Source organism: Inquilinus ginsengisoli (genome assembly GCF_050434925.1).
In the GTDB taxonomy this organism is placed as follows: Bacteria; Pseudomonadota; Alphaproteobacteria; order DSM-16000; family Inquilinaceae; genus Inquilinus; species Inquilinus ginsengisoli_B.
This window is the reverse complement of sequence record NZ_JBNDJK010000001.1, coordinates 6,298,462-6,323,224: the sequence shown is the minus strand read 5'-3', so window position 1 is coordinate 6,323,224 and position 24,763 is coordinate 6,298,462. Positions and strand designations below refer to the sequence as shown.

The following is a 24,763-nucleotide window of genomic DNA, read 5'->3' as shown; positions in this document are numbered from 1 at the left end:
TGATTGCTGCTGACCGCAGACGCTACAGCACGAAGTCGCCGGCGACGAGGCCAATGGCGCCGGCGAGCTGGATGTGGAAGTCGGAGACGCCGTCTCCGTCAATGTCGCCGGCAATGGTGGTGACGGTGCCGTCGGAGGCGTAGCGCAGCTGGCCGGCGATGCCGGTGTAGAGCCCGGTGCCGATGAAGGCGAAGGCCTGGTCGCCGGCGACGCTGGTGTCGGCATCGCTCGCCGACAGGTCGATAGTGTCGCCCTGCGCGTGACTGAAATCGGAGATCCGGTCGGCGTCGGCTCCGGTGAGGCTGTCACCGATCGTCGTGAAGACAAAACGGTCCGCCCCGGCGCCGCCGGCCAACACATCCCTGCCGGCGCCGCCCGTGAGCACATCGTTGCCATTCCAGCCCTGCAGGGTGTTGGTGAGGGCGTCGCCGGAGAGGTGGTCATCGCTTTGGCTGCCGGACAGGATCTCGAAGCCCGTCAGGATATCGCCCTCGGCGTCCCCGCCGTGGCCGGTGCCGGTCGCAAGGTCGACCGTGACGCCGACGGAGCTGTACCAGTAGCTGGCGGTGTCGCTGCCATCGCCGCCGCTCATCCCGTCGCCGCCAGCCCCGCCGCGAAGCACGTCGGCACCGGCTCCCCCGCTGAGATCGTCGCTGCCGTCGCCACCTTCGAGAGTATCGTTTCCGCCGAACCCACTGATGGAGTCTCCGCCCGAAGCGCCCTGGAGGATATTCGCCTGGTCATTGCCTTTCAGGATATCGTTGTGGCTGGAACCCTGGATATTCACAGCCGCACCGAACTGGAATCGATCGCCCTCGGCGTCGCCGCCGTAGGCGGAGCCGGGGCCGAATGTCAGATCGACCGTGACCGCGGCCGACGAGCCTTGGTAGCTGATGAGCGCTGTGGTGTCCAAGAAGTAGTCGGCGCCCGGACCGCCCCAGAGCACGTCGTCGCCGCCGCCGCCGGACAGGAGGTCATCTCCCGCACCGCCGTAGAGCTGGTCGGCAAAACCCGACCCGATCAGTGACTCTATCCCGATCAGCGTGTCGCCTTCGGCATCGCCGCCGCTGCCGGTACCGGCAGTGAGATGGATGGTGACCCCGGTGGCCGAGGACGAGTAATTCGCCGTATCGCGCCCGTCCCCGCCATTTAACACGTCAGAGCCTTGCCCCCCGATCAGCATGTCAATGCCGTCCAGGCCATTGATAATATCGTCATCGGCGGTCCCGTACAGGGTGTCAGAGCCAGACGTTCCATTAATCGTGGCCATATGATCTTCTCCCGGGAATGTGAATATAGATCCAATGTGTTGCCGGATCTGCCATTGTTCTCCAGCCTCCTATAAGAAGTAGTCTGTGTCGCCAAATTTTAGGTGCGCGGGATAGGCAAATAGATGAAGCGAGGAGCTTTTCACCTTTTGCGGACACCGAGGGGCCACGAGGCCCCGCCGCTAGAAGTCCGCTTTTTCCACCCGTTGCGAACATCGGAGCGATCAAGCGCTCGACGTCAATTCTGGACTGCTAGCTGAGAAGCCTAGTCCGACCTTGGAATATTATCAGTATTAGCGGCGAATTCGATTGCTTGAATTTTTGACTTAACATGCGATGCGCTTCCCCGTATCGATCTGCAAGAATTTTGCGTATAATAGTTATTTTAGAATACGGAGGTAAACTTGATATAGAAGATGCTGTGCAAATTTTATATGTTATTTCTATTTTTATAGATAAATCAATTCGTACTACTTTAGAATGAACATTTGGGGCGAGATATGCTCTGGGATAAGCAACTAAAAATCTGCAACTTCCAACCAGATGGTGGCCATATACCACCCGCGTCGGAATTGGTGCCCAATGGCGGTTTAGGTAGCATTTACGGTCTATTGGAGTGGAATTTATCCTATGAGCAATGTTATTGCGACCACAGGATGTGAACAGAACCAGAATTTCAATCGGATCACGCGGTTTCTGGACTCTGGGCGATATACCTCTCTTCTGCGCATAGCGGGCGAGCTCAGCGCAAAGATGGCCGTCCGGCCGATGCGCGCTTTAGAGATTGGCTGCGGCCCCGGGACCGCCCGCTCCTCGATGCCTACAGCGCCCTGCGGGACGGCCCTGACCTTCGATGCCCGACGACGCCTCTTAGCCCTCATAATCGAGGAGTAAGGGCATGAAGGCGAACCTCTTGAGAGGCCGCAATCCGCCCAATGCCGTCGGCGCGGCCAGTAGGATCGCGCCGAAGACCGCCAGTGGCCTGGCTTCCTTCGATGCTCGAACACGCTGCAACCGGGGAATCGCTGGCGGTCCCTTCCGTAGGCCGGGTCCGCTTTCGGGCCTGGATAGGTCGCTGGAAATGTCCGCTTCGGAGCACCCGATCAGGCCCCGTCGCTGTTTACCCTCCCGAAACAAGCGGTCCTTCCGGTCGCGATCCGGAAAGCGGGCGTGATCCGGACAGCGCCACCCGGACCAACCAATGGCCTGCGGTCGCTCCATCATCTTCCAGGAGCTGCCGGCCGCGGACGCAGAGCCCGACCTAGAACATGGTGAGGGGAGATCCGGGCCGGGCCTGAGCGCTGGTGTGAGAACGAGCGCTCGCAGAATGGAAGCCCTATCGCAAGTAGCAGAACAGGGGTGATAGCACCCCTTTTTGGATCTGATGACCGGAGGCTGAAAACGGAAAGCCCAGCCGAAGCTGCCTCGTGCTGAGTTGCCGGTGAAAAATGGCGAGAGCGAGTGGCGTTCACCGCCCAATCGTCAGCCCTTGCCTGCCGAGCCGATACCGTGATTTGGGCCGTGCTACTTGCAGTGCCAGACCGTCTCGCCGCGCGGGCCTGGCCTGCCGAAGGCGCCCCACTCGGTGCAGCCAGGGTGCTCGCAGTAGTGCACCCAGCCGGGGGCGATGATCTTGGAAGGGGGAGGGGCGTCGCTCATCCCTGAAGGTTAGCGCGGCGTCGGGTGAGTCGGTTGTGCCCCGCCCGGAGCGTCGCAGCATCGGGTAGCCGATCATCACGCATATGGAGGCACGTCGACCAGTGTTCCGATCATCCCCGGCCGATAGCGCGGCCGCGGGTGAGTCGGCTAGGGGCCGGCCTGAGGGTCGCAGCATCGGCTCCTCGAGCCTCAGGCATATGGCGGCACCTCGACCAGCGTTCCGATCAAGCGCAACAACGCCTGGTGCTCCGGCCCGCTGCCGCTGCGCAGGAACTCACCCAGCTCGATATGGGACAGCCGGCCGCCAGATGGGGCGTTGGGCTGATGGATGATGAAAGCGTGACCATCGGTCGGCTCGCGTGCGAGGAACCACGCGTCACCGCTCGGGCTGCGATAGAGTTCCCGCCGCTCTGTCATAGGGGCTCCTGTCGTTTGGTGACCTTGGGCGGAGTAGGGAGTCTCGGTTTCGCTCATCGGCTCGGGACGCAAGGACTCGGCCCAGCCCGTCGCTTCGGTCTGATTGCCGCTCCGATCGCCTCCTGGGCTGCTTGGTTGACCAGTGCAGAATTCTTCGGCTCTGGGCCGCCGCCTTGCCAGGCGATTCTGATCATGCCTGTTCGGAGCACTCGGAAGCGGCCTCGGTAAGCGGCACACTTGACCGTCCCTTCGCCTCCAATGTTCCGGACGGTCCAGTCGGACGGATCGCAGCCCTTGGCCATGCCGGGGCAACTGCACGAGCTGGCGCCCGGTTCCCGATCCAGAGCCTAGCGTCGGCCGAGCGTGCGATAGCAGGCCTCTCGCGCCGCGTTGTGCAGCCTCGAATAATTCGGCCCCCGGCTTCGGCCCACGTTCCCAGGCGATTTGGATGATCCCGCCGCTCTTAAACCGGAAGCGGCCGAGATAGTTGGCACAGGACACCGTGCCCTCGTCATCCGAGAACACTACCCGCCAATCCGACGGATCGAGGCAGCTTGTTCTAGTTCCGACTAAGATCCGCTCTGCGACCTGATCGCCGCGTCGATAGCCTCGTGGGCGGCGCGTCCAACCGGGCCATTCTCGGCTGGGCCTGGGCCGCCGCCCTGCCAGATGATGTGCACGACGCCGGCGTTGCGTACGCGGAACCGCCCGCGGTACTCGTGACACCAGATCGCGCCCTCGTCACCGGCGTGCTCGACGGTCCAATCCGACGCATCGCGCCCGCTTGCCATCTTCAGCCTCCAGCGTCGATGCGTCCAGCCTTGCTGGCAGGGCAGCGAACTCAAGTTACAGGTGACAGGGGGGAGAAAGGGCGAATCGCTGGAGGCGGATGCTTCGGAGCCGCCGAGATGAGCGAAGAGCAGGGGAGTGCGTGGCCGAAGTCGCGGCTGCGGGCGTTGTTGGAGCATTTTTCGACGATCGAGGATCCGCGGGACGTGCGTCGGATTCTGCATCCGTTGCCGGAGATCCTGCTGCTGGTGGTGTGCGGGACGCTGGCGGACTGCGACGACTATGAGGGGATCGCGTCGTGGGGCGAGGCTCATCTGCCGTTTCTGCGGCGCTATCTGCCGTATGAGCACGGGGGTGCCGGGCGAGCGCTGGCTGACGATCCTGATGAACCGGATCAACCCGGCGCTGTTCTCGGCCGCTTTCAGCGACTGGGTGCGCGAGACCTGGCCGGAACGGCCGGAGTTGGTCGCCATCGACGGCAAGACCTCGCGCCGCAGCCATGACCGGGCGGCGGGCGCCGGGCCGCTGCATCTGGTCTCGGCCTTCGCCACCACCCGCCGGCTGGTGCTCGGCCAGGAGGCCGTGCCCGACAAGGCCAACGAGCTGGCCGCGATCCCCGTCCTGCTCGAACGGCTCGGCGCCGAGGACGGGCTGAAAGGCGCCCTGGTCTCGATCGACGCCATCGCCACCAATGCCGACATCGCCACGGCCATCCGAAAGGTCGGCGCCGACTATCTGCTGGCGGTCAAAGCCAACCAGCCGACCCTCAGGGCCGAGATCGAAGCCGGCTTCGCCGCTGCCGAACCTCACAGCCTCGATACCGACATCGATCTCGACAAAGCCCATGGCCGCATCGAGCACCGCCGCGTCGATGTGCTCCGCGAGGTCGACTGGCTCTCCGGCGAGCTCCGCCTGCCCGGCGTCGCCTGCATCCTCCGCGTCCACGCCAAGGTCGAACTGGCCGACCGCTGCCGCCAGGACACCCGATACTTCATCTCCTCCGCCAGCCTCTCCGCCACCCAGGCCGCCGAGGCCGTGCGCGGACACTGGGCCATCGAGAACCGCCTGCACTGGGTCCTCGACGTCACCTTCCGCGAAGACCAGTCCAGGCTCCGCAAGGGACACGGTGCCCAGAACATGGCCGTCGTCCGACACTTCGCTCTCAACCTCCTACGCAACGCCCACGATAAAAAATCTCTCAAACTCCGCCGCAAAATCGCCGCCTGGTCCCCTGAATACCTCAGCTCGCTACTCTCCATGCCAGACCGGTAACTTGGATTCGTAGCCCTGGCCTTGCTGGTTCGCTGTCCGCCATCGGCCTTCTCGCACGCTTCGGTCGCAGCGTGGAGGACATCCGGCGAAAGCCCGCCTTCAGGCGCGCTGGCCCACTCGATCTGTATGTGACCGTGGCTGTTGCGCGTGAACCAGCCGCGGAGATCACCGCAACTCACTGATCCGGTGCCGTGGCCGGTCGGAAGGATGGTAAGGTCGCGCCAGTCGCTACAGTGCTCTATGTCGCTGGCAATGGGTGTCGCGGGCGCGGAGTTCCTTCGGCCACCCCGCGTTCATTGGTCGAACCGGTTGCCGCGCTTGTGGTTCAGATGCGGCAAGCCTACTTCGAAAGTAGTACTAGGGCGAAGCTCATAGCATGCTATGATATCATTGCTTCGACCGAGGAAATGAATGTGCTCGGGCCGTCACCCCGCACACGGTCTCGCGGATACAATATTCTTGCCCGTGATGACGGATCGGGAAGGAACGCTTGAAGCTGGAGAGGCCACCACACCGTGGCGGCCTTTTCTATTTCAAGCAGGGTGATTTCCGGCCGAATGCATCCGACGAGATGTATGGGAGCCACCTTTGGCCGCATGAAGCTTGAAGGCGATCTCAGTCCGGTTCCGAGCTTGCAGCTTCTTCATGATGGTCCGGATGTGCACCTTCACGGTGCTCTCGCACAGGTCCAGCTCATAAGCGATGATCTTGTTCGGCTTTCCGAGCGCGACGGCTTCGGCCACAGCGGCCTGCCGCTCCGATAGACCAAGCATGCTGTGGACGGATTGCTGGCGCTCCGGCCGCTCTCGACCAGCATTCTGCAGAGCGCTGGCAGGGACGAAGGTGCCCCCCGCCATGGCGAGGTGAAGCGCTCCGATCACAATACTCAGGCCGACACTGGTGGGAATGTAGCCGCGAGCTCCCAGCGCCAGGACCCCCGCCATATGGTGCGGATCCTCGTCTTCACCCAGCACGACCACGGGTAAATCGGGATGGGCGCTCACCAACGTCTGTACCTCGGTCTCAAGGGAACGCTGGTCGTTGCAGGCAGCCTCCCATTCCAGGAGGATGAGCGCCGTGTCGTCACGATCTGAGCTCAGTTCCCACTGATCGATGTCGGCGAAAGCCCGGGCTCGAAACCGGCCGTCGGTTGCGAGCGCCTGCGTCAAGATTTCCCGGCCCAGGGCGCGTCTGTCGATGATCGCGACCGTGGCCGGGCCCGGGGCAGGGTTATGATCATTCTGAGTGCCAATGAAATGACCGGTCTCAAAATCTCCCGCCTGACCTAGATCGAGCATCGCGCTGCGAGAAGCCGCGGAGTTATCGCTGATAGAAATCATTACTTAACCCCCTCTTAGCTGTTGAGAAGTACTTCCCCCAACTTCCCGGCTAGAGATCTGGTTTTTCTGCGCTCAATTTTTTATTTTAGCAGAGCCGAATCACCCCGCAATCATGCGGACCGACCTCGCCGTGCATATCTCATCTATTGCATGGCAATTTATGCAAAAGCAATAGATCGTGGTGTAAGCCATTCGGACAGGGGTTTTGAGCCCAAGCCCATCCTAAAGTAGTAGGTGGGCAATTGCGGGCACATGCTCGCCGATCGCCATCCCCATGGCCTAAGCGACTGCGACCCGTACTGGCGGGGCTGTTCGGCCTTCAACTGGCGCAACTGCTCGGCCACGTCGATCAGGACCGCTTCCCAGGAGCCCGGCACATACTCGCTGCCGCCGGTCACCTTGCCGAAGATCTTGCCGTCGGGGGACGCCATGTCCTCGGGTGGCCGGCTGCCATCCATGCGAGGGGGCTTATCCCAGCCGCACATCATGACCTAGATGAACGTCACCAATTCCTGGTCGATGTCGAGGGCGACCGATCCGTGGCCGGTGATGACGTTGTAACTCAGGTCCAGTCGGTAAATGCGGCCTTCATGCCGCCACATGATCCGGGCGTTGGCGCAGTCGTCGCTTTCCTCGTCGGCCGGCCAGACCTTGTGCTGGAATCCGAACAGAGGGAAGTCGTCATGGTTGCAAGCGGCGGCGGCGATCTCTCAGGCCGCAGCGGCCCATTTGCTCTTGGTCACCAGAGCGTCCAGCGCAGCCGCCTGCGCCAACTCGGCATCGTACAGCGCCTGCTGCTCCGGGCTGACCTCGATGTCGCTTCCTTTGCCGTCGAGAGGGAAGAGGGCGATCACGTCATGGATCCGTGTCGTCATGTTCGTCACCTCCTGATGTTCACAGCAGCGAGCCTTGCCGCGGCGGCTGGGCTGGCTAGCAGAGAAGGGTGGGAAGCTGACGCTGTCAAACTGACAGCCCAAATTCCCTCGTGAATGATTTGATCGAGGTGCAGAAAAAATCGCCCGATCTACGCGGAGATGTTGCAGAAGATTGCCCTTTTGATCGAGCGGCGACTCCCTTTCAGACAGGTTGACATCCAAAGTGATGGGCTTGGGCAAGCTGCTGGGTGGTTGCGCGACCGCTGGGTATGCCTAGTCTAAGGGTATTCGCATGGACCCGGTGAAATTCCGGGTGGCTCTTCCGGCCGCCGATCCGCCGGATAACGCTAGCGACATTCGACACAGTGACGACGGTCGACTCGATCTCTTTTCGCACAGAGGGCATCGAAGCGACACCCGTTCGCATGGGCACCTGTCCTGCACTCTAGCGGTCTCTTCCGACCTCAGGGCAATCGTCGCTGTTCGCGGTGCAATCGTGAGGACGGCAAATGAATCAGAAATCCTGATTTCGTGCATGATATCCATTCCAGGATATTTCTGCGCCATTCGCTTCAAATCTCCCATCTCTGCCACACCGGCCACTCATGGCTGTCTGGGTTGTTTGGCTGACCGCAGGGATGTTCCGACTTCTTCTGATCTTCGGAGGGAAAATGCCGGGCATCGCGAACGTGCTGTGCATCGTATGCGGATCATCGGACCTGACCAAATTGGTCGAGCTTGCCAGCGTCCCTGTTGTTGGTCCTCAGCTTCTACGCAGTAGCGAGGAGGCTCGAGCGGTCGCCCGGGACGATATCAGGCTCGTCGGATGCCGCTATTGCGGACACGTCTTCAATGCGGCGTTCAACGCCGCGCTGGTCGTGTACGATGAGAACTATGAAAACTCGCTTATGGGTTCGCCGCACTACCGCCGATATTCGGAGGACGTCATCAGTCGCCTCGTGTCGACCTACGGGTTGGCTGGGGGCACCGCCGTTGAGATCGGATGTGGCCGCGGCGAATTCCTACAGATGCTGTGCGAGCGGGGATTGCGCAAGGGAATCGGGTTCGATCCCGGCCGCCCGACGCACGAGCACACTGGCGGCGAGGCGGCGATCACCATCATCGGTGACATCTTCACACCGTCTCTGGTGCCGCGCGCCGACATCGTCTGCTCCCGTTATGTGCTGGAGCATCTGCCGCGCCCAGTTGATCTGCTTCGGTCGATATGTGAAGCCTATACTTCGCATCCCGCTCGGGTGGTGTTTATCGAGGTGCCGAACGGCACCTACATGCTCGACGAGTTCGGGATCTGGGATCCCCTTTACGAACATCCCTCATACTTCACGTCATCTTCGCTGGCACACGCGTTACGGCTAGCGGGCCTCACTCCTGGTCCAATCAATGTCGGGTTCGGGCGTCAATTTCTCGCGGCGGAGGCGACATTCGCCCCCTCTGGCACGGATGATCAATCTCCACGATCGCCGAACACCCGCAGCTTTGCCGGCTTCGCCGAGCGGTTCGGGAAGGCTCTCGTAGACTGGCAGGACTGGTTGGACCGTGCCCGATGGAATGGGGAGCGCCTGGCACTATGGGGCGCCGGCGCCAAAAGTATCACATTCTTGAACGTCCTGGACAGATCTGGCGAGAGGGCCATCGAGCGAGTGATCGACATCAACCCCCTCAAGGCGGGAACCTTCATCGCGGGCACCGGGCATCCGATTGTGCCGCCTGCGGTGCTGCAGGAGCATCCGCCTGATCGAGTCTTGGTGATGAACCCCGAATACGAAACAGAGATTCAGGAGGTGCTCAATGAGCTCGATCTCGACGTGGAACTGACCGTAGTCTCGGGCAGGTTGCCACCGCGGAATGCGGATCTGCGGAGGCCGGATCTGTTGGGTCGGTTGCTCACGGTGTAATGGAGCCAGACAATGCCGAACATCGTTTAACATCCGGTCGAGCCAGGCCGGCTGGAAAGGGTCGGTGCGCTCAATCCGGCAAATCCCGGTATTGGGGCGCCGACGTGACGGCCGCTTTTGTTCAGAGTTCGAAGCGGGCCTGACGCAGGAGACAGGGCCGGGGGGTGGGACCGCGGTGGCGCCCGTCAGCCGGAGGGCGGGAGCGGTCGCGACGTGGCTGAGTCGGGCGGAGCCACGGCCTGGGGCGACGGCGCAGGATCGAGCGTATCGACGCGGCTGTGCTCATGAGGTGTCCGACCAGGATCTATGCAATCGAGCCAGCGAGCCAAGTGGCAGGCTGACACCGATGGGCGACGGCTTTAGTCTCCGAGCAGCTCGGAGGCCTCCGGGCCGATTCCGCCTGTCCTACGTGTGTCGAAGTCAGTTCACTGGCTAGTGGATTGACTCCAACGTTTGGAACCCACGGTTTCTGGCGGCGATGATGGTGTCCGGATCGGCGCGCCAGAGGAAGGGTTTCGGCGCCTGGTTGTGCTCGGCGACGAAGCGGTTGATGGCGGCCTGGAGATCGACGAGAGATCGGAACACGCCGCGCTTCAGACGCCTCTTGGCAAGCTTGGCGAAGAAGCCTTCGACCGCGTTGAGCCAGGATGCCGAGGTCGGAGTGAAGTGGAAGACCCAGCGCGGATGGCGTTCGAGCCATTGCCGCACCTTGGGGTGCTTGTGGGCGGCATAGTTGTCCATGATGGCGTGGACGATCTTGCCGGCCGGCACCGCCGCCTCGACGACGTTGAGGAAGCGGATGAACTCCTGATGCCGATGGCGCTGCATGTTGCGGCCGATCACGGTTCCGTCGAGCCCGTTGAGGGCGGCGAACAGCGTCGTCGTGCCGTGACGGATATAGTCGTGGGTCATGGTCCCGGCGCGCCCCGGTTTCATCGGCACTGCGCCCCATAGGAATCCTCAGCCGGACTCTTCCGTTCCGGTCAATCCATTAGGTCCGCGGCTCCGCCGGCAGCCTGAACTGGAATAGGGGCGTGGCGGTCATACGGTCCGACGAGCTTCCGAGCGGATGGTTGATCGACAGGCGCAGTGCCCGTGCCTGCCAATCGACTCCGCCGAGAAACACCAGTTGGCCAATGACGCGTGACCGCGGCGGGATCTGCATATCCGGATTGTCGGGCGGCGGCAGGAAGGGATAGCTCCGGCCGCGATCATCGGTGAGCACCAGGCTGCCGAGCGGATTGAGCCGCCGTCGGTCGATTCCCGGGTTGAAGATCTCGACGGCGATGACGATGCTGGAGGGCAGGAAGTTCACGCTATCGACCAAGATGGTCATGCCGTTCGGATGCGTCTTGCTTTGCTGCACGCGGACGATGACCGGGGCGAGGTGCTCGACAGGTGGGGGCAGTGGCGGCTGACCGCTGTCGGGCCCCGGCAGCGGCAGTCCTGGCTTGACCAGTGGATAAGTGGGCGTCGGCATACCCGGCGGGCGGACCAACCGCTGCGGCGGAAGCGTCAGCTCGGGCAGCATCTGGGCGTATCCCGCATCGACCGGACTGGCAACGATCACCATGATTGCGGCTGTTTGAACGCAACGAACTGCGGTGCGTATCGGCGTCTCGGCGATCCAGCGCAATCGGCTCAGGCAGACGGGCTCGGCCATGATGCTCAAACTTTCGCCGCTGCCCCTCGGTTGCGCAATTCGGCGATTGGGAGAGTCCAGCCATCATTCGGGCGGGGGATGCCGTCTCTCGTCAATGCCGTCGACCGCCGCTTTTCGGCCGGGACACGGGGCGCGGGGAAGGTGGCGCGAGGCTGTGCCGCCAGAGTACCGCTCGGGAAGCACCGGCACCGATCAGCGCCGACCGGTTGTGCGTCAGACTGCGGTGTCATCAGTGTCCCTAGTCGGGGTTCCGCTGGCGTAGCCCTTCGGGACCACCGGACGCCGGTCGTGGGCCAGCGCGAAGAAGTAGGCCTGGATGAACACGCGAACCGCGCTGGACAGGCTGCCATCACGGCGCTGCGAACCACGTATTCGAGACACGAGGTCGTTCACGGAAATACCCTCCCGCGTCACGATTTCTTCCAGTCCGCTCCAGAATTGCTGCTCCAGCCGAATGCTGGTGCGGTTTCCGCCAACCGTGACGTTCCGGGTGCGAGGCTCAAGAGGATTCGCCAACTGAAGACTTCCGGACTGGTCCATTATCGTCGCTGCTTGAAAGAGTGAGCCATAGTATTTTTCGCAATTTCGTAAATAAAAGAACATCGAAATTAGGTCTACTGCATATCGATTTTGTTTAGGCAGCTACCCCTTCCGTAGCAATCCGACTCAAGGCACGGGCATGTGAAACTGAGGCGGTAAGATCGTCAGGCACGGACACCGCCAACCCGCCGCGCGGCCTGGCCTTTAACGCAGTGATCAAATGGCGATGGTCTTGCGATCAATGATCAATCAGGCGATCAGAGCCGGTGATGGTCAATCAGCCGGAGAGCGCGAGAGCCGGGGCGTAGCGGGAGAAAGGAGTAGTGCCTCCACCTGCGGATATGTCGGCCTCCTCTGGGATCGATTCGGAGTAAAGGCGCTCGCCGAAAGTGCATCTAGGTCGAGACCGGCCGGACACCTAGGATCTCATTTGGGAAATGATGGGGCTGAGGCGTCCCCGCTGATCAGCCTTTCTACTCCCTCACATGGGACCGGACAGGCGCCATCGCGAGCAATAGGAGGCGATCTGTCTGGTCCTGTGCCCAATCCGGCGACGAAGTGGTAAGACTCGAAGCAGGCGAGGAGATTAGGTGAAATCTCAGGCCAACATTGAGACGCGGCTCGACTGCGAGCTGAACAATGCTCGCAGCACTGCGTCCCGGCATGCGGTCACAGTGCTGCTCATCTTTACAGTCGGCGGTGGCTTCGTTGTGGAGGTGCTGGGAGCCCGCCGGGCCGAAGCTACTCCTCTGACAGCGATTGTCGAGGTTCCGCAAGTGCCCGCCTCCGCAGCCGCGGGGCCGCGGGCCGCGCCGGCGGCTTTGGCGCCCCATCCGATGGCCGCTGCGGCGTCTTCGCTGGAGCCCGGCGCTTTCTCCACTCCCGCCGGTGATTGGACAGTGCAGTTGCCGCTGCCGAACAACGCCTCTGCCGAGCTTCGCGGCTTGGCGCGCGGAGCCATCGCTGGCCAGGCGAACGCCGAGCATGATCTCGGCACTTTTTTTTGCGCTCGGCATCGAAGTCTCCCAGAATTTCGAGCGTGCCGCCTATTGGTATCGTCGCGCCGCCGATCAAGGCGTAGCCAGCGCCGCCTACAATCTCGGCGTGCTGTTTGAACGAGGCCTCGGCGTGCCGCGCGATCCGGAAGCGGCGGTGGCACGCTTCCGCCAGGCAGCGGAGGCTGGACACGCCGGCGCGCTGAATGCTCTTGGGATCGCCTTTCTCAGCGGCTCGGGCGTGGCGCGATCCGGCGGAAGCGTTGACTTGGTTCCGGCGGGCCAGCATCGGCGGCAATCCACGCGGCGCCTATAACGTGGCCAGACTCTATGAGAGCGGTGAGCTTGGGACACCGGATCCGCAGACCGCCGCGGGCTGGTATCGGGTCGCGGCCGATGCTGGAAGCGAGCCGGCCAGGACGGCGTTGGCGAAACTTCAGGTCTTAGCCTCCGGTGACGGTGCGCCTCGCATTGGATTTGTCAGCCTGGCGACCGAAGCCGGCCTTCTCGTTCTTGACCGGACCAGCGTGCCCGCCGCTCGCCCCGGCCCGATCCTCGACAGTCTAGCAGCACAAATGGTGGGCTTGCGGCCACCTGGTCCAGGCAAGGTGGCCATGGCATCCGCGTCGGCAGCACAGCCCGCGGGCTACCATCGCGGCCTTCCAGCGGAGCCAGGATCTGGCGGTGACGCGGCGGCCTTCGGCGGCATTGCTGAGTGCCCTTCGCATGGCCACGGCGCTGGCCAGCAGGGACTGACCGAAGGCGAGCGGGTGTGCCGAGAACCGGTGCCGGTGACCCCGTGCCGGCAAGGGCGCTACTCGTCGATCGACGTCCCCCACCAGCGGGCGCGGGTATTCTGGTAGTCCGGTTCGGGGTCGTAGACTCTGACCGGCAGACCCATATCCTGCGCTGTCAGGGTGCCGACCGCGTTGCGCAGCTGATAGCCGGCGACCACCTCGTTGCGCCGCGCCTGGACCAGGCTGAGCTGGGCGTCGAGCAGGTTCTGCTGCTCGGTAAGCACGTCGAGCACGGTGCGCGACCCGACCTGTGCTTCCTGCTGAAGGCCTTCCACTGCCAACTCCTCGGCCCGGACCGCGGCCTGGAACGACTTGATCGCCGCCCGCGCCGTCACCAGCGCTTGCCAGGACTGGACCGCACTCTGGATCGCCGTGCGGCGCTGTGATTCGATCTGGATCCGCCGCTGGCCATGGGTGTAGCGGGCTTGGCGCACCAGAGATTCCTGGTTGCCCTGGGAATACAGCGGGATGGTCAGCTGGGCCACGATCGCGGCCGAATCGACACGCGACTGCGCCCCACCGCTCGATGACGGGTGGGAGACCGTCGAATACTGCCGCTGGATCCGCGCCTGCACGTCGATCGACGGCAGCAACGCGCCGAACTGCAGGTCGATGTTGTCGGCCGCGGCGCGCTCGGTGAACACCGCTGCGACAATGCCCGGATAGTTCGCCTGGGCCTTCTGGATCGCGTCCTGCATCGACGCCGGCAGCCCGGCTGGCACCGCTGGCGTCTCCAGCGTCCCCGGCGGCTGGCCGATGATGCGCTCGAAGGTGGCACGGCTGGCGCGCAGCGTGCCCTCGGCCTCGATCCGGCCGGCGGTGGCGCTGGCCAAGCTGGCCTCGGCTTGGCTGACGTCGGTGCGGGTCACCTCGCCGACATTGAACCGGTCCCGGGTCGCCTGCAGCTGCCGGCGCAGTACCGCCTCGTTGTTGCGCTGCACATCGAGCGCCGCCTGGGCCTGGACCACGTCGGCATAGGCCGTCGCCGCGTCCAGCAGCACCGTCTGCTCGGTGGTCTGGACGACCGCGCGGGTGGCCATGATCGTGTTCTCGGCCTGGTTCACTGACGCCTGGGTCTGGCCGCCATTGTAGATGTTCTGCGTGACAGTGATGCCGAGCGTGGCCGGGTTGACCTCGTGCCACTCGCTGTCCCTGCCCCCGCTGGTGATGGGGCTGCCGCCTGCCTGCCCGTCAGTCTGCGAGTTGGTGAACTGGCTTTGGATGCTGGCGCTGGCGGTGATCTGCGGCCGGTAGCCGGACAGGGCCTGGGCGATGCCTTCATTGACCGCCTTCAGATTGGCGATATCGGCGGCCAGATCCGGGTTGGTGGCGTAGGCCGAGGCCAGCGCCTCGGTCATCGACTGGGCCGAGGCCGGGAGGGCTCCCAGCATCAGCATGGCGGACAACACCGAGGTGGAAAACCCGAACAATCCGTGTGTCATGGACAACGCTGCCGCATCCTTGGGTCGACATCGGCAGCCGAAGCGTCGATGCCGTCCGGATTGAAGGAGGTTTCGGCATGCCACAGACACGCGCCTCCCGGAGATAATGGTTTCCTGATCTCGGTGTGACTTCAATTGCTCCAAAAGAGATACGCAGCTACTCAAGTGACGCATTATCAATTCGGAGGTCTGCGCGAGCTCGAAATCGTTCACCGGTGGCAAATCAATAGACCGCCGCATATTTAGTTATGCGGCGGTTCAGGGCTCTCGAATCCGGGGCTCTGCCGCCGCTTTGCTCGCTGACCGGACAGATCGTTTTGACTGCGGCCGAAGATGGAGGCGTTGCGGGCTGGGCATCCAAATTGCTTCTTCTCAAACAGGTCCTTTTTAATCTAAAATTTCCCGATTCCTGTATCGTTCTTGATGCCTATCTGCTGCTCTTGGAAACTGGATGCGCCTCGATGCAATCGGGAACCTGTTGGCGATTACTCAGGTCTTAGGAGGTAAGTCATTATTCGCTTTCGCCGACGATGGAAACAAGGGTTGCCGGGAAAATTGGATCTCCTGACCGCGCGTCAGGCCAAGCAGTTTTTTCTTGTGTTTCAACCGATTGTGGCTATCTCTGATGGCGACTTGTGGGGCTTCGAAGCGCTGATGCGCTGGCGCCATCCGACCCACGGCGAAGTCGCGCCCAGCATCTTCATTCCGGTTGCCGAGGCATCAGGCCTCATCACTCACTTCGGCGAATGGGCACTCCAGGATGCCTGTCGGCAGGCGGCGTCCTGGCCATGGGGCGCGCAGGTCTCAGTCAACATCTCCGCAGCGCATATCCGATCTGCCGCGTTTCCCTCGATGGTGGCGGCGGTGCTTGCGGCCGCCCGGCTGCCTCCGGCGCGACTGGAGCTCGAAGTCACGGAATCGGTTCGGCTCGATGCGTCAAAAGAGATCAGCGGAGTGTTCGAGCAGTTGAAGAGTCTAGGCATCCGACTGGTGCTCGACGACTTCGGTACCGGTTGGTCTTCGCTCGACAGTCTGCGCCGATTTCCATTTGACGGGCTGAAGATCGACCAGTGTCTGGTGGCAGATCTTCCATCCAACCCGCGCGCCATCGCCATCGTCCGAGCAATTGTTCAACTTGCCAGGGAGCTGGACATTAGTGTGACGGCCGAGGGCGTGGAGGACGCAACCCAGCTGCGGATCCTGCAGGATCTCGGCTGCGAACGGCTGCAGGGATTTCTGGTCGCGGTGCCGGAACAGAAGGCGGCCGCGCCAAGCAGGGATCTCTGGCGCGTGCCGGTGCAGTGATCGATGGACACGGCGACGGTCCTGGCTCTGAATGGATGGTCCGCAGGCGCCTCGTCGGGCGCCCGATGCCGGGGGTCAGAATGGTCGCGATTGGTCATGGCAGAAGTGTCTCGGCGGCAGCGGCGATCGAACAGTGCCGTGCAGTGTTGGGGGATATCGTCCCGCATCTGTTGCTGGTGTTTTGCGGCGGAAAGCACGACGGCTCCGATATCCTCAAGGCGCTCAGGACCACCTTCGGCGACGCGGTCCCGATCGTCGGCGGATCAGCGGCCGGCGTGATCTGGCGAGACGGCCTCGGCTATAGTGGGTTGGAGGTCGGTCTCGTCGCCTTCGGAGAGGACGACTTCCTGCCGCAGATCGTGGTCAACCGTGATCTGCTGCAGGGTGAGCACGCCGCTGGTCTCTCATTTGGACGGATGTTGGCCGAAACTGCTGAGCCGGACTCTGTCGTTTTGATGTTCTATGACAGTGTCGCCAGCCCATCGCCGCTTCGGCTGCACCCGGCGAGCGATCTGGTCGACGGGCTGCAATCGGGCCTTGGCGGTCATAGGATCCGCCTGATCGGCGGTGGGACCCTGACCGACATGAATCTGTCCGATGCCTGGGTGCTCGATGGCACATCGGTCGCCAAGCATGCGGCTGTCGCGCTCGTCTTTCCGCCCGCGCTGAAGGACGAAACCGTCATCCTGCACGGCTGTCGACCGGTCAGCACCTTCATGGAGATCACTCGGATCGAGGGGGCGGAGGTGTTCGAGCTGGACGGCCGGCCAGCGCTCGAGGTGATCGAGCAGATGCTGGGCGTGACGCTGGGCAACACCTCGTCGCACGACCTGTCGCTGATCGCCACCCTGGGAGAGAAGCAGGGGGATCCCTACGCCGCCTATGATGAAAACAGCTACGTCAACCGTCTGATCCTCCGCGCCAATCGAGCCACCGGCTCTATCACCCTGTTTGAAAAGGACTTCCATCTCGGCACGCGGGTTCAAATCATGTCCCGCGACAACGCGCTGATGCTCGACAGCGTTCGAAACGGCATCAGCAAGCTCAACAAAGCACAGCGGGGGAGGCAGCCCTTCCTGGCGCTCTATATCGACTGTGCGGGTCGCGCCAGCGCCCGCAGCGGTGCCGCGGTCGAAGAGGCTCGGCTGGTCGCGGACGGCTTCGACCCATCCATCCCCTTTCTCGGCTTCTACTCCGGGGTCGAGATCGCGCCCTTCGATGGTTACAGTCGGCCCCTGGACTGGACCGGCCTGCTGACCGTGCTCTCGCCACGATGAACGACAGTTCGCGAAGGGCTGTCGGTGTGTCGCCTGGCCAGTTGGAGCGGGAGCTTGCCTATTACCAGCGCGAGTGCAACGATCTCGGCGCGCGCCTGCTGCGGCTGCAGGAGGAGCAGAGCCAGGCCTTCCGGGAGGCGCGGCGCAGCAGAACCCTGGCCAAGCTGATCCGTGAAGCCCACCGCCTCGCCGACACGGTGATCAGCCCGGAGGACCTTGGCGACCGGATTCTGGAGATCGTCGTCGACAATGCGATGTGCGACCGCGCGGCGCTCCTGGTCGAGGAAACCCCCGGAAGCCGGGCCTTCCGTGTGACGCATGCCATCGGACTACGCGAAAAGGCGACCACGCCGATCACGCTGCCGAGCGTTCCGGATTTCTTCTTCACCACCGCTCAGTCCAGGATCGAGCCGCCGGCCTATGAGCTCACGGGCATCCTGCAACTGCCCTATGTCCTCTGGGCGTATGATCGCATGACGGGCCAGGCGCTGATGATCGGCAACCGGTCCGAGGCGAATGTCAGCCGGGCGTTCGAAGCCGGTGACCAGGAACTCATCGAGGGCGGCCTCTCCGTCTACATCGATGTGCTGGCCCGCAAGCAGGCGGAGCAGGAGTTGCGGCGAGCGATGCGTGCTGCGGAGCAGGCCGATGAGGCGAAGGCCGCCTTCCTCGCAACGCTGAGCCACGAGTTGCGGACGCCGCTGAACGCCATCATCGGTCTGGCCGATATCCTGTCCTCGAAGCGGCCCGCCGCACTGACCCCCGAACGATCCGTCGCCTATGCGACCGAGATCGCCGGTTCGGGCCGCCACCTGCTGCGCCTCATCAACGACATCCTGGACTATTCGGGCATCGCCCGAGGCCATCTGGCCATTCAACCCGAATGGATTCGCCTGGAGCATGCGGTGGGCGCTGCGGTCCGGGCCGCGCACGGCATGGCGGCGGAGCGGGGCGTCACGCTGTCGATGTCGCCAATCGATCCGGCCTTCGGCCTCCTGGTCGATTCGGTCCGCTTCCGCCAGATCCTCGACAACCTGATCGGCAATGCGGTCAAGTTCACACCGCAGGAGGGGCAGGTCATCGTCGATGTCGAGGTCAGGGCGGACAGATCAATCCACATCCTGGTCAGGGACACCGGGATCGGAATGCGGCCGGAGGAGATCGCGATCGCGATGGAGCCGTTCCGCCAGCTTGAGAACGCCTTGACCCGCAGAACGGCGGGCACCGGATTGGGGCTGCCGATCACAAAAGGCCTCGTCGAAGCCCATGGCGGTGCCCTCACGGTCACGAGCGAGCCGGGCCGCGGCACGACCGTGCGCATCATGTTTCCCGCAGCCCTGGGCAGCCCCGGAGAGCCGGTCAGCCGGAAGACGAAGCGCTAAGCGTCCGCGCCGCTAGAGCGGCCATGTCGGTACGACGCCCTTGGGTGTGGCCGACAGGGTCGCGAGATTCTCGTCGATGGCGCGGAACAGCCCCCAGGTCTCGCCGTAGTTCAGGGGAAAGCCGGGGCATCCGGCATCCACATCCCTCTGCCGGGCGTGAATGTAGTCGGTCCACTGTTTGGTCGACGGGCGCCGGTGGTGGAAATCGTGGCATGGCGCGTCCCCAACCAGGACGATGACGCGGACCAGGAGCTGGACCGTAAGCAGGTTCAGCCACCAGCCGCTCCAGGCCGCCAGGCCCGTCAGCGACCAAGCCGACTCCTGCGGCGGAGGGGTGCCCGGAAACACCCCGGCGGTCGCCAGGCAGATGAATTCCTTGCCTCGTGCGGCGATCAGCGCCGACTCGGGAAAGCGATGCTCACAGAGGATCCGGCCGATCGTCGCCCATTGCAGGAACAGGGTCAGCGGCAGGAGCCAGATAACGAGAAAGGCGAGAGCGTGGCCCGTGAAGGCTGAAACCAGCGCCGGGATCGCCAAGGCGGCCATTGCCATTGCGTTGTGCTTCGGGTCGTGCGAGCGCGTGGCGGCCCGGATGCGCCGCAGCAGGAACCGGATATGGAAGCCAGGCGAAAAGACGACATTGACCAGCACGCGTCGCCACAATTCGCGCTTCGGCACCTCCGGCTCGAGACGGCACATGCCGAGGACGAAGTCGGCGAACTCGTCCTCCTCGGTCAGCAGCTTGCGGGCGCTGTGGTGATGCATGTGCTCCTTTCGATAGTGATCGAAATGCTTGAACAGAAAGACGGATGAGATCAGCCGACCCACTGCCCGGTTGCGCTCCCAGGTGCGGAAGACGGTTCCATGGGCGCAATGATGGAACACCACGACCTGGAACACGCCGAGACCGGAGGTCGTGAGAATCAAGGAGATAAAGAGCAGGAGGGCGCCCGGGACCGGTGGGACGATGGTCCACAGCACGCCGAACGACAGGCCCGCCGCAACCAGGAGGCAACCTTGATGCACGAAATGCATCGGGCTGTGTGCGGCTTCGGCCTCCCCCGGCGCCGGCCGGGCGGTCAGCCAGGACAGGAACGGCTGCATGGCGGCCGGCAGCCGCGCGGCCATCTCGGCGCGGGGGTCTTGCCGCGTGGTGAGCGCTGTCTCACGCGCGTGTTCAATTTCGGCAACGAATACAGACATCAAACGCTCCTTCCGCATCGGCACGGCGGTAATTCGTCATGGCATCGAGTCCGGCGAAAGCCGTCTCAAAGGATGGGAATTACCTAAAAAGACTGCCTTATGCTCGCGAGACGTGAAAGCAGTAGCGTCGCCCCGTCAATAGATGGCGCGCCCCGGACGCTGGTTACAATGTATTCTTCGGATCAAGACCGCGCCCGCGTCCGGAAAGGAACGGTCAGGCGGCCGAGCAGATGGATGCAAGCAGGCCGGACATCGGCCCGGTGTGCCCGAATCAGCAGCTCAAAGCGGTCTGGCCGTCCTGGCCTGTCAGGACGGTGATCTCGACCCGGTTGCGGCCCCGTGCCTTGGCGAGATACAGCGCGCGGTCGGCTGTCCGCATCAGCTCATCCATGTCGACATCGCAGGCCTGGGCCACCGCGGCGCCGATGCTGACGGTCAATGGAAACGCGCTCTCATGGGTCGGGGCGAATTCCTGCGCCGCCAGCTTGGCCCGGACCCTCTCCGCTATGGCGGCGACTTCATCGGCGCTGGCGCCGATCATGACGACGGCGAATTCCTCGCCCCCCAGCCGGGCCACGAGATCCACTGCCCGGACATCGAGGCGAAGCCTCTCTCCTAGCAGCTCGAGCGCAGTGTCGCCGGCCTGATGGCCGAACCGGTCGTTGACGATCTTGAAGCTGTCGACGTCGATCATCAGCAGGGCGACGTTGGCCATCTGTTTCGCCGCCAGCACGCCTTCGAGGTGCCGCATGAAGTAACGACGATTGTAGAGGCCGGTCAGCGGATCGGTCAGCGCCATCTTGAGGGCTCCGTCGAGCGCGCTTCGCAGCCGGTCCTGATAGAGTTTCCGCCGGATCTGATTGCAGGCCCGGACCCTGAACTCATTCGGGTTGAACGGCCGCGAGATCCAGTCGTTCACGCCTAGATCGAAGCCGCGCAGGACCAGGTCCCGATGATCAGGCTCGGCGATCAGGAGAAGAGGTATGTCGCGGCTGGCCACTTTGGCGCGAAGCCGCGAGGCGAGGCGCAGGGGCTCGAAACCCCTCATCGAGAGGTTGATGACGATCAGGCTCAGCTCATGGCCGGTGCTGATCGCGATCGCTTCCTCCTCATTGGAGGCGCGCAGGGCCTGAATACCATCTTCTGCGAGAGCGGTCTCGACGCTTGCCGCGCCGAGATCCCAGTCGTCTACGATCAGCGCGCGAGTCCCGCTCACCTCGACCTGATCGAGCGGCTCGGGAGCAAGGCCCAGGGCCCGCGTCGTCGCGTGCCGGGCCCTCCATTCATCGGAAAGCTGCTTGAGGCGGACGAGACCTTTGATCCTGGCGAGGAAGGTCTCCGTATCGATCGGCCGGGTCAGGAAATCGTCGGCACCGCATTCGAGTCCGCGCAGTTTCTCGACGGTGCCATCAAGTGCGGTGACCATGACCACCGGAATGTGCATGGTCCGTTCGTCCGCCTTCAGGCGCCGGCAGGTCTCGTAACCATCCATCTCCGGCATCATCACGTCGAGAATGATGACGTCCGGCTGCCAATTCCGTGCGAAGGTGATCGCCTCGACGCCGTTCGAGGCTGTCAATACGGCGTAATACTGGTCTTGAGCAACAACGCTCAGTATGTGAGCATTTGCTTCTATATCGTCGACGATCAGTACCTGAGCGGTCATTCACTTCATCTCAAGTCGAAATAGCGATTCAAAAGCCTTTGGAACTCAAAAATTTCTGTGATCAGAGCGAGATCGGTAGGGATGCCTGGGTCACGGTTAAAGGAAAGCTAGCACATCGGACCGGAAACATAAACCAGGATGATGCGGCCCTATGTCGTTACGAGGCTCTTCGGCTCGGCATTACAGTCTGGATGCGGGAATTTGGCGTAGGTCGCATATAATCATATGACAAATTGTCATATGATTATATGGGGTGACCTGCAGCGGCTACAAGGCCGCCGCGGCCTTGCAGATCCAGCTCCCATGGCGCCACGAAGATTGCGACCCGGGCGCGCGAGGCGCCCGAGCCGGCAAGGATTACAGAACGAAGTCTGAGGCCTGCAGCGTGATCGCACCATCGAGATGAATGACCATGTCGGCGGTGCCGTCGCCGTTCACATCGGCCGAGACCGTCGTCGTGCTGCCGGTGATTTCGTACCGAAGCTGCCCGGCGGTGCCAGTGAAAGCACTGGTACCGATGAAGCTGAAGGCCGTGTCGCCGTTCCCCCAGTTGCCGTCGGCATCAATCGTCCTCACGGAGATCAGATCGAAGCCGCTCTGGAAATCCTGGATCGTGTCGGCGGCCGAAGCCGTGCTGTCGGAGACGGCTGTGTAGCTGAAATAGTCCCGGCCGCTGCCGCCATCCTGCGTGTCGGCACCCTGGCTTCCCCGGAGCACGTCGTTGCCGCCGCCGCCGCTGAGTGCGTCGTCCCCGCCAAATCCGACGAGCTCGTTGGCCAGAGCATTGCCGACCATGACGTCGTCATGCGTGCTGCCATTGATTACTTCGACGTCGTTGGCGATCTTGTCGCCCTCGGCCGTGCCGCCGGTGTTGACCCCGGTCTCAAGATTGATTGTCACGCCCACCAGACTGTCGAAGTAGCTGGCAATATCGATGCCCTCACCGCCGGTAAGGTCGTCGGGGCCGGCGCCGCCGCGCAGGATATCGCCGCCGGCGCCGCCGATCAGCCGATCGGCCCCATTGCCGCCCTCGAGAGTATCCCAGCCGGAGCCGCCATCGAGCACGTCGTCGCCGTCGAAGCCCCGCAGCGTGTTGCTCGCACCATCGCCGGTCAGGCTGTCGCCGAAGGTGCTGCCATGTACGGTCTCGAAGCCGCTCAGCGTGTCGCCCTCGGCATAGCCCCCTATGTTGACATTGGTCGCCAGGTTGACCGTGACCCCGGATCCGCTGCCATTGTAGCCCACGATGTCGATGCCGGCGCCGCCGTCGATCTTGTCGGCCCCGGCTCCGCCATTCATCTGGTCATTGCGGTCGCCGCCGGTGATCGTGTCGTCGCCCGCCGCGCCATTGACCGTATCGTTGCCGGCGCCGCCATCGATGGTGTTGGCGTTCCCGTCGCCGATCAGGATGTCCCAGCCCTTCGAGCCGACGAGGTTCTCCACCGAGGCGAGCTTGTCGCCCTGGGCATCGCCCCTCGCGCCGGCGCCGGACCTCAGGTCGACCGTTACCCCGTCCTCCGAGGCATCATAGCTCGCGGTGTCGATGCCAGTTCCGCCACAGATCACGTCGGCCCCGGCGCCACCAGCAAGCCAGTCGTTGCCGTCGCCGCCGTTCAGATTGTCATTTCCTGTGCCGGCGCTGATGAGGTCGTCGCCCGTGCCGCCGGTGAGGCAATCGATGCCGGCGCCACCATCGAGCGTGTCGTTGCCGTCGCCGCCGTCGACTTCGTCGTTGTCGTCGTCGCCATTGACGATATCATCGCCCTCCTCACCAAAGAGGTGGTCGGCGCCGGCACCGCCCTTCATTTCGTCGTCGTCGGCGCCGCCGCTGAGACGATCGCTGCCGGTCCCGCCAAACAGGGCATCGCGACCATCGCGGCCCCAGAGGGTATCGTCACCGTCGTCACCATAAAGGATGTCGTTTCCGTTGTCGCCGCTAAGCGCGTCGGCTTCGGCGCCGCCCTCGATCCGGTCGTCGCCTTCGCCGCCGTTCAACGTGTCCCAGCCCCATCGGCCATAAAGCAGATCATTGCCATCGTCGCCGTCCACCCGATCGCCGCCACTGCCGCCATCGAGTTGGTCGTCGCCGTTGCCGCCGTTGAGCGTGTCGATCTCGATACCGCCAGAGACCGTATCGTTCCCGTCCCCACCGTCGAAGTAGTCGCGGCCATTGCCGCCATACAGGGTATCGTCGCCGCCATCACCGAGCAGGAAGTCGTCGCCGTCGCCACCAATCAGAGTGTCATTTCCGTCGAGGCCGGAGATATGGTCGTCGCCGGCCAATCCGTCGATGTGATTGGGTCCAGCTGAGCCGGTGATAAAGTCGTCGTACGTCGTCGGGAAGATTGCCATCGTGTCCTCGTGAGATAAATGGTAGATGCCTTGGTGCAAGGTGAAGGGTGGTGATCTGTCTCTAAGTTGTTTCTGCTCCCATCAGGCGCGAAAACCTAAGTATTGAAATTCTTCGGCAATATAGCCTCAAAAAGCTGGAAGTAATCCATTCGCCATTTAGGATGTGGAAAGACGCTCAAGGGTTGGGTGGCAGCGGCTAAGGATAGGAAGAAAGAATATAGAAATAATCCTAAATGCCGTTCATGGGCTGCGATTGGGGAGGGGCCGGCTAGCCTAGCCATGCGGAATCGACAGAAGGCTTAGGTCGGAATAGACGTTTGTTGGGGGCTTGGCCCCCTGTTGAGCATCATCTCCTCTGTCATGCGACAGGCTGGCGCAACTGGCTCGCGAGGAAGTGGCCCGGCCCTGCTCGCATGAGGATCGCTGCGGCTCGTTGACCGCCTACTCGCAGAGCTCGCTATGATCGAAGCGAATTGAGCCTGCAAAAGAGGTACTCGTGTTTCATAATTTCTCATTATATGCTTAGTTCAGAAATCGATCTCGTGCCGAAATCCAAAGTAGTCGGTGGCCTGGAAGTGGATGCATGGAGCCGATCTGGCATTTCT

At 62.9% G+C, this 24,763-nt stretch carries 17 protein-coding genes, 2 pseudogenes and 1 other annotated feature; of the genes and pseudogenes, 7 read left to right on the top strand and 12 right to left on the bottom strand.

What is annotated here, in order from left to right; translation table 11 throughout:
• Positions 1-22: 22 nt before the first annotated feature.
• Positions 23-1,270, bottom strand: coding sequence for a calcium-binding protein (locus QFZ27_RS30130; RefSeq protein ID WP_429230143.1), 1,248 nt, complete (start codon positions 1,268-1,270; stop codon positions 23-25).
• Positions 1,271-3,116: 1,846 nt separating this feature from the next.
• Positions 3,117-3,344 (bottom strand): hypothetical protein, encoded by a 228-nt coding sequence (locus QFZ27_RS30125; protein WP_429230142.1) that lies wholly within the window; start codon positions 3,342-3,344, stop codon positions 3,117-3,119.
• Between the two features lie 908 nt (positions 3,345-4,252).
• Between QFZ27_RS30125 and QFZ27_RS30120 the strand changes: the two are divergent.
• Positions 4,253-5,405, top strand: a pseudogene (locus QFZ27_RS30120) (ISAs1 family transposase).
• Between the two features lie 533 nt (positions 5,406-5,938).
• Here QFZ27_RS30120 and QFZ27_RS30115 read toward each other — a convergent pair.
• From QFZ27_RS30115 to QFZ27_RS30105, 3 genes are all read right to left on the bottom strand, one after another.
• Positions 5,939-6,745 (bottom strand): response regulator transcription factor, encoded by an 807-nt coding sequence (locus QFZ27_RS30115; protein ID WP_429230141.1) that lies wholly within the window; start codon positions 6,743-6,745, stop codon positions 5,939-5,941.
• Positions 6,746-6,903: 158 nt separating this feature from the next.
• On the bottom strand, positions 6,904-7,203 hold the full coding sequence (locus tag QFZ27_RS30110; protein WP_429230140.1) for a hypothetical protein: 300 nt from the start codon (positions 7,201-7,203) through the stop codon (positions 6,904-6,906).
• Between the two features lie 252 nt (positions 7,204-7,455).
• On the bottom strand, positions 7,456-7,620 hold the full coding sequence (locus QFZ27_RS30105) for a hypothetical protein (RefSeq protein WP_429230139.1): 165 nt from the start codon (positions 7,618-7,620) through the stop codon (positions 7,456-7,458).
• Between the two features lie 291 nt (positions 7,621-7,911).
• Positions 7,912-7,967, top strand: a sequence feature (sul1 is cis-regulatory element that is thought to sense ions involved in sulfur or methionine metabolism; They are found in Alphaproteobacteria).
• 324 nt (positions 7,968-8,291) lie between these two features.
• Here QFZ27_RS30105 and QFZ27_RS30100 point away from each other — a divergent pair.
• Positions 8,292-9,536: a class I SAM-dependent methyltransferase gene (locus QFZ27_RS30100; RefSeq protein ID WP_429230138.1), complete on the top strand. Its 1,245-nt coding sequence runs from the start codon at positions 8,292-8,294 to the stop codon at positions 9,534-9,536.
• Positions 9,537-9,968: 432 nt separating this feature from the next.
• Here QFZ27_RS30100 and QFZ27_RS30095 read toward each other — a convergent pair.
• The 3 genes and pseudogenes from QFZ27_RS30095 to QFZ27_RS30085 all read right to left on the bottom strand — a co-directional run.
• Positions 9,969-10,478, bottom strand: a pseudogene (locus QFZ27_RS30095) (IS630 family transposase); the annotation flags it as partial.
• 49 nt (positions 10,479-10,527) lie between these two features.
• The gene (locus QFZ27_RS30090; protein ID WP_429230137.1) at positions 10,528-11,199 is read right to left on the bottom strand and encodes a hypothetical protein; all 672 of its coding nucleotides are present in this window, start codon (positions 11,197-11,199) and stop codon (positions 10,528-10,530) included.
• Positions 11,200-11,412: 213 nt separating this feature from the next.
• A complete protein-coding gene (locus tag QFZ27_RS30085; protein ID WP_429230136.1) occupies positions 11,413-11,739 on the bottom strand; it encodes a ribbon-helix-helix domain-containing protein in 327 nt (108 codons plus the stop codon).
• Positions 11,740-12,723: 984 nt separating this feature from the next.
• On the opposite strand from QFZ27_RS30085, the gene QFZ27_RS30080 reads away from it, so the two are divergent.
• Both QFZ27_RS30080 and QFZ27_RS30075 read left to right on the top strand, forming a co-directional pair.
• Positions 12,724-13,050 carry a tetratricopeptide repeat protein gene (locus tag QFZ27_RS30080; RefSeq protein WP_429230135.1) on the top strand — a complete coding sequence of 109 codons (327 nt, stop codon included), beginning with the start codon at positions 12,724-12,726 and terminating at the stop codon, positions 13,048-13,050.
• Positions 12,941-13,597, top strand: a complete 657-nt coding sequence (locus QFZ27_RS30075; RefSeq protein ID WP_429230134.1) for a tetratricopeptide repeat protein — start codon at positions 12,941-12,943, stop codon at positions 13,595-13,597. Before QFZ27_RS30080 ends, QFZ27_RS30075 begins: the two co-directional genes overlap by 110 nt.
• Here QFZ27_RS30075 and QFZ27_RS30070 read toward each other — a convergent pair.
• Positions 13,549-14,973 carry a TolC family outer membrane protein gene (locus tag QFZ27_RS30070; protein ID WP_429230133.1) on the bottom strand — a complete coding sequence of 475 codons (1,425 nt, stop codon included), beginning with the start codon at positions 14,971-14,973 and terminating at the stop codon, positions 13,549-13,551. The genes QFZ27_RS30075 and QFZ27_RS30070 overlap by 49 nt on opposite strands.
• Positions 14,974-15,528: 555 nt before the next feature.
• Here QFZ27_RS30070 and QFZ27_RS30065 point away from each other — a divergent pair.
• From QFZ27_RS30065 to QFZ27_RS30055, 3 genes are all read left to right on the top strand, one after another.
• Positions 15,529-16,278, top strand: coding sequence for an EAL domain-containing protein (locus tag QFZ27_RS30065; RefSeq protein ID WP_429230132.1), 750 nt, complete (start codon positions 15,529-15,531; stop codon positions 16,276-16,278).
• Between the two features lie 80 nt (positions 16,279-16,358).
• Positions 16,359-17,555, top strand: coding sequence for an FIST signal transduction protein (locus QFZ27_RS30060; RefSeq protein WP_429230131.1), 1,197 nt, complete (start codon positions 16,359-16,361; stop codon positions 17,553-17,555).
• Positions 17,552-18,937, top strand: a complete 1,386-nt coding sequence (locus QFZ27_RS30055; RefSeq protein ID WP_429230130.1) for a sensor histidine kinase — start codon at positions 17,552-17,554, stop codon at positions 18,935-18,937. The genes QFZ27_RS30060 and QFZ27_RS30055 overlap by 4 nt, the downstream gene beginning before the upstream one ends.
• Before the next feature lie 12 nt (positions 18,938-18,949).
• Here QFZ27_RS30055 and QFZ27_RS30050 read toward each other — a convergent pair whose 3' ends face one another.
• From QFZ27_RS30050 to QFZ27_RS30040, 3 genes are all read right to left on the bottom strand, one after another.
• Positions 18,950-20,140 (bottom strand): fatty acid desaturase family protein, encoded by a 1,191-nt coding sequence (locus QFZ27_RS30050; RefSeq protein ID WP_429230129.1) that lies wholly within the window; start codon positions 20,138-20,140, stop codon positions 18,950-18,952.
• A gap of 271 nt (positions 20,141-20,411) precedes the next feature.
• Positions 20,412-21,806, bottom strand: a complete 1,395-nt coding sequence (locus tag QFZ27_RS30045) for a PleD family two-component system response regulator (protein ID WP_429230128.1) — start codon at positions 21,804-21,806, stop codon at positions 20,412-20,414.
• A 357-nt stretch (positions 21,807-22,163) separates the two neighbouring features.
• Positions 22,164-24,158, bottom strand: coding sequence for a calcium-binding protein (locus tag QFZ27_RS30040; protein ID WP_429230127.1), 1,995 nt, complete (start codon positions 24,156-24,158; stop codon positions 22,164-22,166).
• Positions 24,159-24,763: the final 605 nt, after the last annotated feature.

Bases quoted from the DNA above. Each gene is read 5' to 3' on its own strand.
- QFZ27_RS30105 (WP_429230139.1), bottom strand. From the start codon at position 7,620: ATGACGACACGGATCCATGACGTGATCGCCCTCTTCCCTCTCGACGGC.
- QFZ27_RS30125 (WP_429230142.1), bottom strand. From the start codon at position 3,344: ATGACAGAGCGGCGGGAACTCTATCGCAGCCCGAGCGGTGACGCGTGG.
- QFZ27_RS30100 (WP_429230138.1), top strand. From the start codon at position 8,292: ATGCCGGGCATCGCGAACGTGCTGTGCATCGTATGCGGATCATCGGAC.
- QFZ27_RS30090 (WP_429230137.1), bottom strand. From the start codon at position 11,199: ATGGCCGAGCCCGTCTGCCTGAGCCGATTGCGCTGGATCGCCGAGACG.
- QFZ27_RS30050 (WP_429230129.1), bottom strand. From the start codon at position 20,140: ATGTCTGTATTCGTTGCCGAAATTGAACACGCGCGTGAGACAGCGCTC.
- QFZ27_RS30085 (WP_429230136.1), bottom strand. From the start codon at position 11,739: ATGGACCAGTCCGGAAGTCTTCAGTTGGCGAATCCTCTTGAGCCTCGC.
- QFZ27_RS30070 (WP_429230133.1), bottom strand. From the start codon at position 14,973: ATGACACACGGATTGTTCGGGTTTTCCACCTCGGTGTTGTCCGCCATG.
- QFZ27_RS30080 (WP_429230135.1), top strand. From the start codon at position 12,724: ATGATCTCGGCACTTTTTTTTGCGCTCGGCATCGAAGTCTCCCAGAAT.
- QFZ27_RS30060 (WP_429230131.1), top strand. From the start codon at position 16,359: ATGGTCGCGATTGGTCATGGCAGAAGTGTCTCGGCGGCAGCGGCGATC.
- QFZ27_RS30055 (WP_429230130.1), top strand. From the start codon at position 17,552: ATGAACGACAGTTCGCGAAGGGCTGTCGGTGTGTCGCCTGGCCAGTTG.
- QFZ27_RS30075 (WP_429230134.1), top strand. From the start codon at position 12,941: ATGCTCTTGGGATCGCCTTTCTCAGCGGCTCGGGCGTGGCGCGATCCG.
- QFZ27_RS30045 (WP_429230128.1), bottom strand. From the start codon at position 21,806: ATGACCGCTCAGGTACTGATCGTCGACGATATAGAAGCAAATGCTCAC.
- QFZ27_RS30115 (WP_429230141.1), bottom strand. From the start codon at position 6,745: ATGATTTCTATCAGCGATAACTCCGCGGCTTCTCGCAGCGCGATGCTC.
- QFZ27_RS30130 (WP_429230143.1), bottom strand. From the start codon at position 1,270: ATGGCCACGATTAATGGAACGTCTGGCTCTGACACCCTGTACGGGACC.
- QFZ27_RS30040 (WP_429230127.1), bottom strand. From the start codon at position 24,158: ATGGCAATCTTCCCGACGACGTACGACGACTTTATCACCGGCTCAGCT.
- QFZ27_RS30110 (WP_429230140.1), bottom strand. From the start codon at position 7,203: ATGGATGGCAGCCGGCCACCCGAGGACATGGCGTCCCCCGACGGCAAG.